Raw genomic sequence first — 7,388 nt, forward strand, 5'->3', positions numbered from 1 at the left:
GCCGTTGTCGGTTGCTTGGACTTGAAATGACTTGGGATTGTACGGGCGCTTGTCGCCGGAGTACAGGCGTGAGGTAGCTGGGTGTATCTGTCGTAACCGTCGCTTGTGTGGGAGCTGGCTTGCCTGCGATAGCGGCGTTGGGTTCACCATCGCTATCGCAGGCAAGCCAGCTCCCACATTGACCGAGTCGTATCAGTCTTCCGGCGGGGGATTCAGTCGGGCGCGGCGGTTCTCCTGGAACCAATGCAACGCAATCAGGAGCAGCGTCGGCACACCCAGCAGGCAGGTGATCATAAAGAAGTTGTGGTAACCGAACTTCTCCACCATCACCCCTGAATAGCCGCCGATCAAACGTGGCAGCAACAGCATGATCGAACTGAGCAGTGCATATTGGGTGGCGGAGAACTTGAGGTTGGTGAGGCTCGACAAGTAAGCCACGAACGCCGAGGTGGCCATGCCCGAACTGAAGTTGTCCAGGGAGATGGTGACGATCAACATCTGCAGGTCGGGGCCCATGTCGGCGAGCATCACGAACAGCAGGTTGGTGCCGGCCGAGGCCACGCCGCCGATGAACAGGATCGGCAGTATCCCGAACCGCACGATCAACAGGCCACCCATGCCGGCGCCGAGCAGGGTCATGATCAGGCCGAAGATCTTGCTCACCCCGGCGATCTGGTCCTTGGTGAAACCCTGGTCGATATAGAACACGTTGGCCATGACGCCCATCACCGTGTCGGACATGCGATAGGTGGCAATCAGCCCGAGCAGCAGCAGCGCCTGCCAACGGTAGCGCAGGATAAAGTCGTTGACCGGCGTGAGCACGGGCGCCAGGCCCCGGCGGCCCATGGCCGAAAGGCACAGGGCGGTGAGGGTGATATAGAGGATGGCGCGCAGGAACGCGCGGTCTTCCATCAGCAGTTCCCACAAACTCACGCCCTGGAACAGCACGCTGGCGAAGTCGGTGTTGTACAACTGGGTGAACATCGCCGGCACCGAGACCAACAGCACGATCAGCACAAACACCGACACCAACTGGTGCATGAAACTGTAGCGGCCGGCCTGCAACTGGGTGCGCAGTGGCACATCAGGTTCACGCATGAGGAAGGTGGTGAGCAACGCCGGCACCATCAACACGCCGAACAGCACATAGGTGCCGGTCCAGGCCGAGTGTTTATAGTTGAAGCCAGTGGAGCCAAAGCCTTCGGCAAAGAACAGCGCACCGGCCGTGGCCAGCAGGGCGGCGATGCGATAACCGGACATGTAGCTTGCAGCCAGGGCGGCCTGACGGCTGTCGTCGGCGATTTCCAGGCGGTAGGCATCCACGGCAATGTCTTGCGTGGCCGACGCGAAGGCGACGACCACCGCAATGGCGATCAACCAGGACAGGTGTTTTTGCGGGTCACAAAAGCCCATGCCGATCAATCCGAGGATCACCAGCGATTGGGCCAGCACCAGCCAGGAGCGACGTCGCCCCAGTTTGCCAAGCAACGGCAGGCGCCATTGGTCGAGCAGCGGCGACCAGACCCATTTGAAGGCGTAGGCCAGGCCGATCAGGCTCGCATAGCCAATGGTCTCGCGGGCCACACCGGCTTCACGCAGCCACACCGAAAGCGTCGAAAACACCAACATGTAAGGCATGCCGGCGGCGAAACCGAGCAACAACAGCACTAACGTCGAAGGGCTGGCATAGGCGGCGAGCGCGGCGCGCCAGGTTTTACGGGGCATGGGCTGGAGTCTGCCTCAGATTTGCGGAAACAAAGCGCGCACTCTAACCGCTGTGCTCTACCGGGCGCCAGCCATGACGCTGAATATCAACACGATTGTTCAGGATGGTGACGCCTTCGCTACGTAAACGCGCACGTTGTTCGTCACCCGAGGCACTGCCCACCGGCAAACTTATCCGACCACCGGCAGCCAGCACCCGATGCCAGGGCAACCGCGTGTCTTGCGGCAACTGGCTCAGGGTGCGCCCGACCCAGCGTGCAGCCCGCCCCAAACCGGCCAGGTGGGCCAGCTCGCCGTAGCTCACCACGCAGCCTTCGGGCACCTGCGACAACGTCAGGTAGAGGGCGGTGCGGCGCATCTCGGCGGGGCTTTGTGGCGTATCGGCGGGTAGGATCACTGTGGGTATATCCGTTGAGATCGTCGTTGTTTTGTCAGAAACGTCTGTAAACATGACGATGAGTATTGAACTCAATATAAATCCTTGAGTCAGTTCTAGCCATGTAACACTATAACGCCCCTTATTTTCGCCAACCCCGAGTCCCGTACTTGCTTATGTTGTCCAGAACCCTGTTGTGCCTTGCTGTTTTCAGTGCTTCCACGCCCTTGCTCGCCGATACCGTCTGGTTGAAAAACGGTGACCGGCTCACCGGCAAGATCAAAGTCTTCGACGGTGGCAAGTTGCTGATCCAAACCGACTACGCAGGCTCCATTCCGGTGGACTGGAAACAGGTCAAAACCCTGGAAAGCGACCAGGAACTGCTGGTCAAGCAGGACGCCTACAGCGGTGAAAAGGCCAAGTCCTTGCAGGCATCGGATGACGGCAAGGTGGTGCTGGCCAATGGCGAGGCGCCCAAGACGGTGGAACTGGCAAGTATCCAACAGATCATGAAGCCCAGACCCGTGATCGAAGATCTGGTGTGGAAGGGCAACGTCGACCTGGCGCTTGACTACAAACGTGCCGACAAAGACACCAACGACTACGACATCGACTTCAAGACCTCGGCCCGTCACGGCCAGTGGCGTCATACGGGCAAGGGCGAATACAACCGCGAGTTCCAGGACGACGTCACCACCACCGATAACTGGGCGCTGGAGTACAACCTGGACCGCTTCATCACCGAGCACTGGTTCTGGCAGGGCCGCCTGACCTACAAGCGCGACAAGGTCGAAGACCTGGCTCGCCAGCGCGTTGTCGGTACTGGTCCTGGCTATCAGTTCTGGGACGATGAACTGGGGGCGTTCTCCCTCGGTTCGCTGGTCAACCGCACCGATTATGAATATGCCGACGGCGGCAAGGACAACTTCTATTCCCTGGCTATGAAGTGGAACTACAACCGCTACCTGGTGGGCAAGACCGTCGAGTTCTTCACCAACGGCGAATTGGGCAAACCCCTTGCCGGGCCGGCCGAGTATTCCCTGGATGCGGAAATGGGCTTGCGCTACAAGGTCACCGAGTGGGCCTCGCTCAACTTGAAGGCTGAGCGCAACGAGGTCAGCGGCAGTTCCGAGAGCAGCCTGAGCAAGACTCGCTACACCGCCGGCTTCGGTGTGGCCTGGTAAAAGCTGCGTCGGCCACTCTGGCAACCTGCGCAGATATTGATTACCTTGTGTTGAGATCCATTCCCATATGCCATGGGCCGCGGAACACCCGAGGAGTCATCTATTGAGCACGCAGGTTGCCAAGAACGCCCGAGAGCTGTTGCTCAAGGAATACCGTGGGGCGCTCGCCACACAGTCCAAAGCCATGCCCGGCTTTCCCTTTGGCTCGGTGGTGCCCTACTGCCTGGACGAGCAGGGCCGCCCGCTGATCCTGATCAGCCGCATTGCCCAGCACACCCATAACCTGCAAAAAGATCCCAAGTGTTCGCTGTTGGTGGGTGAGCGCGAGGCCGATGATGTGCAAGCCGTGGGGCGCCTGACCTACCTGGCCGAAGCCGAGAAGCTTGAAGACGCCGCCGCCATCGAAGCTGCGGCCGAGCGCTACTACCGCTACTTCCCTGATTCGGCCAACTACCACAAGGCCCACGATTTCGATTTCTGGGTGCTTAAACCGGTGCGCCACCGTTATATCGGTGGGTTTGGCGCGATCCATTGGGTCGACCAGTTGACCTTGGCCAACCCGTTTGCGGGCAAGGCCGAGCGCAGCATGATCGAGCACATGAACAGCGATCACACCAAGGCCATCGCTCATTACGTCGACCTCGGCGGTTTGCCGACCAGCGAGCCAGCACAGTTGGCCGGCATCGACAGCGAAGGCATGCACTTGCGTATCGGCCAATCCTTGCACTGGTTGCCTTTCGAGACGCCTTGCAACACACCGACACAAGTACGCGAAGCCCTGGTTTCATTGGCTCACGCCGAGGTGTGGCCGAAAAAAACCACGGTTGACGCTTGAATTTACACAACGGCGACGTCATCTAAGGTGGACTGGCAAGGCATTCTTGCGTTGAGGAACCATTTGATGCGCCCTTTTTTATTGCTCTTTCTGCTGTTCCCGGTGCTGGAGCTGTTCGTATTCGTTAAAGTCAGCGGTGCGATCGGGTTTTTCCCCGCGCTGTTGCTGATCATCGTAGGCTCCATGCTCGGCGTCCTGGTGCTGCGTGTCGCCGGCCTGGCGACCGCGCTGCGTGCCCGTGAAAGCCTGAACCGCGGCGAACTGCCGGCCCAGACCATGCTTGAGGGCCTGATGATGGCCCTGGCCGGTGGCTTGCTGATCCTGCCGGGCTTTATCAGCGATGTGCTTGGCCTGGTGCTGTTGCTGCCATTCACCCGCAAGCTGCTGGCCGGCAAAATGCGCCAGCGTGCTGAAGAGGCCGCCATGCGCCAGCGTGCGTTCGCCGATGATCTGCAACCCCGTGGCGGTCCGGCTCCGCGCCAACCCCTGGGGCGTGAAGGTGATGTGATCGAAGGCGAGTTCGAACACCGCGACAACAAATAACCGCTTCACCGGCACGGCACCTTCGGGTGCCGTGTTGCATTTACCCTTGAGCCGACACAAAAAATTTCATCCCCGGCCCCTTGTAATAAGCCTGGGCGCCCTTATGTAACGGTCACCGCAAGGTTTCTGGTGGTGACATCAGACAGACTTCCGCGTCTCGCCCAGCGAGCCGCGACCGGCACCGCCGGAATTTAACCCGCCGGAATTGACACCGGCCGATGAAAAACACAATTAGGAGAGATCGACAATGAAGCTTCGTCCTCTGCACGACCGCGTCGTAATCCGTCGCAGCGAAGAAGAAAAGAAAACCGCTGGCGGGATCGTTCTGCCAGGTTCGGCTGCTGAAAAAGCCAACCACGGTGTAATCGTCGCTGCTGGCCCAGGCAAAACCCTGGAGAACGGTGATGTACGCGCACTGGCCGTGAAAGTGGGTGACAAGGTTGTTTTCGGCCCTTACTCCGGCAGCAACACTGTGAAAGTAGACGGCGAAGACCTGCTGGTCATGGCTGAGAACGAAATTCTCGCCATTCTGGAAGACTGATTTCCTCGCTAATTTTCCCGTTACTACAAAGTATTTAAGGAATATCGATCATGGCTGCTAAAGAAGTTCTGTTTGGCGATTCCGCCCGCAAAAAAATGCTCAAAGGCGTTAACGTCCTGGCTGACGCGGTAAAAGCGACCCTGGGCCCGAAAGGCCGTAACGTGATCATCGAGAAGAGCTTCGGCGCTCCGACCATCACCAAGGACGGCGTTTCCGTCGCCAAAGAAATCGAACTGAAAGACCGTTTCGAGAACATGGGCGCGCAGCTGGTTAAAGACGTTGCCTCCCGTGCCAACGATGACGCAGGCGACGGCACCACCACTGCTACCGTACTGGCTCAGGCGATCGTCAACGAGGGCTACAAGGCCGTTGCTGCCGGCATGAACCCTATGGACCTCAAGCGTGGCATCGACAAGGCGACCGTCGCCATCGTTGCCGAGCTGAAAAACCTGTCCAAGCCATGCGCCGACACCAAGGCCATCGCTCAGGTAGGCACCATCTCCGCCAACTCCGACAGCTCCATCGGTGACATCATTGCCGAAGCCATGGAAAAAGTCGGTAAAGAAGGCGTGATCACCGTTGAAGAAGGCTCGGGCCTGGAAAACGAACTGTCGGTTGTAGAAGGCATGCAGTTCGACCGTGGCTACCTGTCTCCTTACTTCGTCAACAAGCCAGAGACCATGGTTGCCGAGCTGGACAACCCGCTGATCCTGCTGGTCGACAAGAAGATCTCCAACATCCGCGAAATGCTGCCAGTACTGGAAGCCGTTGCCAAAGCCGGCCGCCCATTGCTGATCGTTTCCGAAGACGTTGAAGGCGAAGCCCTGGCGACTCTGGTTGTGAACAACATGCGTGGCATCGTCAAGGTTGCAGCCGTCAAGGCTCCAGGCTTCGGCGACCGTCGCAAGGCCATGCTGCAGGACATCGCCGTATTGACCGGCGGTACCGTTATCTCCGAAGAGATCGGCCTGAGCCTGGAAAGCGCCACCCTGGAAAACCTGGGTAGCGCCAAGCGCGTGACCATCTCCAAGGAAAACACCATCATCGTTGACGGTGCTGGCGTTGAAGGCGACATCGAGTCCCGTATCGCACAGATCCGTGCACAGGTTGCCGAAACTTCCTCGGATTACGACCGTGAAAAACTGCAAGAACGCCTGGCCAAGCTGTCCGGCGGCGTTGCAGTGATCAAGGTTGGCGCTGGTTCCGAAGTTGAAATGAAAGAGAAGAAGGCCCGCGTTGAAGACGCCCTGCACGCAACCCGTGCAGCCGTTGAAGAAGGCGTGGTACCTGGCGGTGGCGTTGCGCTGATCCGTGCTCTGGAAGCGCTGACTAACCTGACCGGCGAAAACGCCGACCAGAACGTCGGTATCGCTGTGCTGCGTCGTGCTGTTGAAGCACCGCTGCGCCAGATCGCTGCCAACTCCGGCGACGAGCCAAGCGTTGTGGTCAACGAAGTCAAGAACGGCAAAGGTAACTACGGTTACAACGCTGCGACTGGCGTCTACGGCGACATGATCGAAATGGGCATCCTGGACCCTACCAAGGTGACTCGTTCCGCGCTGCAGGCAGCAGCCTCCATCGGTGGCCTGATCCTGACCACTGAAGCCGCAATCGCTGACGAGCCGAAGGCCGAAGGCGCAGCTGGCGGCGGTATGCCAGATATGGGCGGCATGGGTGGCATGGGCGGCATGATGTAAGCCAGCCTTACCCGGCACTATAAAAAGCCCCGTCTGCAGTGATGCAGGCGGGGCTTTTTTATGAGCGGCTGTATCTACCCGACGGCGGCCTGACAGCCACGCTTATCTAACTGATGCGCCGCGGTCAAAATGTGGGAGCTGGCTTGCCTGCGAAGACGGCCTGCCAGCCTGCAGGAATGTTGGATCAGGGCGAGTTCATATCCGTTATTTAGGCAACGGCTATCTAGGGGTCTGCCCTGACAGCGGCTAACCCTGCATCCTGTAGGGTTACCCACGAATTCAAGCCTGTGTTCGGCCAGCGTGGTTATCGGGGTTGTGGTTGCCGTCGACCGCTACAAAGTTGTGTCGATACTTATGGCCAATCGCAGCATAGGTATCTACACAACTTCGGCACGACGCTAAATCTGTGGCGAGGGAGCTTGCTCCCGTGACGGCCTGGCAGCCGACACAGATATAACTGATGCCCCGCGATCCAATGTGGGAGCTG

Annotated in this window: 7 protein-coding genes; 5 read left to right on the forward strand and 2 right to left on the reverse strand. The window is 59.0% G+C overall.

All coding sequences use genetic code 11. From position 1 onward, the window contains the following. Positions 1-192 precede the first annotated feature (192 nt). Together GIV35_RS07890 and GIV35_RS07895 are read right to left on the reverse strand one after the other, a co-directional pair. Positions 193-1,725, reverse strand: coding sequence for an AmpG family muropeptide MFS transporter (locus GIV35_RS07890; protein ID WP_198716374.1), 1,533 nt, complete (start codon positions 1,723-1,725; stop codon positions 193-195). Between the two features lie 43 nt (positions 1,726-1,768). Then, positions 1,769-2,083, reverse strand: coding sequence for an MGMT family protein (locus GIV35_RS07895; RefSeq protein ID WP_054897670.1), 315 nt, complete (start codon positions 2,081-2,083; stop codon positions 1,769-1,771). Between the two features lie 194 nt (positions 2,084-2,277). Here GIV35_RS07895 and GIV35_RS07900 point away from each other — a divergent pair, with 194 nt between their 5' ends. From GIV35_RS07900 to groL, 5 genes are all read left to right on the forward strand, one after another. Continuing rightward, a complete protein-coding gene (locus GIV35_RS07900; RefSeq protein WP_198716373.1) occupies positions 2,278-3,285 on the forward strand; it encodes a DUF481 domain-containing protein in 1,008 nt (335 codons plus the stop codon). A gap of 103 nt (positions 3,286-3,388) precedes the next feature. Next, on the forward strand, positions 3,389-4,120 hold the full coding sequence (locus GIV35_RS07905; RefSeq protein WP_198716372.1) for a HugZ family pyridoxamine 5'-phosphate oxidase: 732 nt from the start codon (positions 3,389-3,391) through the stop codon (positions 4,118-4,120). Positions 4,121-4,186: 66 nt separating this feature from the next. Then, positions 4,187-4,663: an FxsA family protein gene (locus tag GIV35_RS07910; protein ID WP_034128625.1), complete on the forward strand. Its 477-nt coding sequence runs from the start codon at positions 4,187-4,189 to the stop codon at positions 4,661-4,663. Between the two features lie 247 nt (positions 4,664-4,910). Then, positions 4,911-5,204, forward strand: a complete 294-nt coding sequence (locus GIV35_RS07915; RefSeq protein ID WP_057703865.1) for a co-chaperone GroES — start codon at positions 4,911-4,913, stop codon at positions 5,202-5,204. A gap of 50 nt (positions 5,205-5,254) precedes the next feature. After that, complete coding sequence (groL, locus tag GIV35_RS07920) at positions 5,255-6,901, forward strand: chaperonin GroEL (protein WP_105228278.1); 1,647 nt, start codon at positions 5,255-5,257, stop codon at positions 6,899-6,901. The last annotated feature ends 487 nt before the right edge of the window (positions 6,902-7,388 follow it).

The sequence above is a fragment of the Pseudomonas sp. PA-1-6B genome (assembly GCF_021609545.1).
In the GTDB taxonomy this organism is placed as follows: domain Bacteria; phylum Pseudomonadota; class Gammaproteobacteria; order Pseudomonadales; family Pseudomonadaceae; genus Aquipseudomonas; species Aquipseudomonas fluorescens_BV.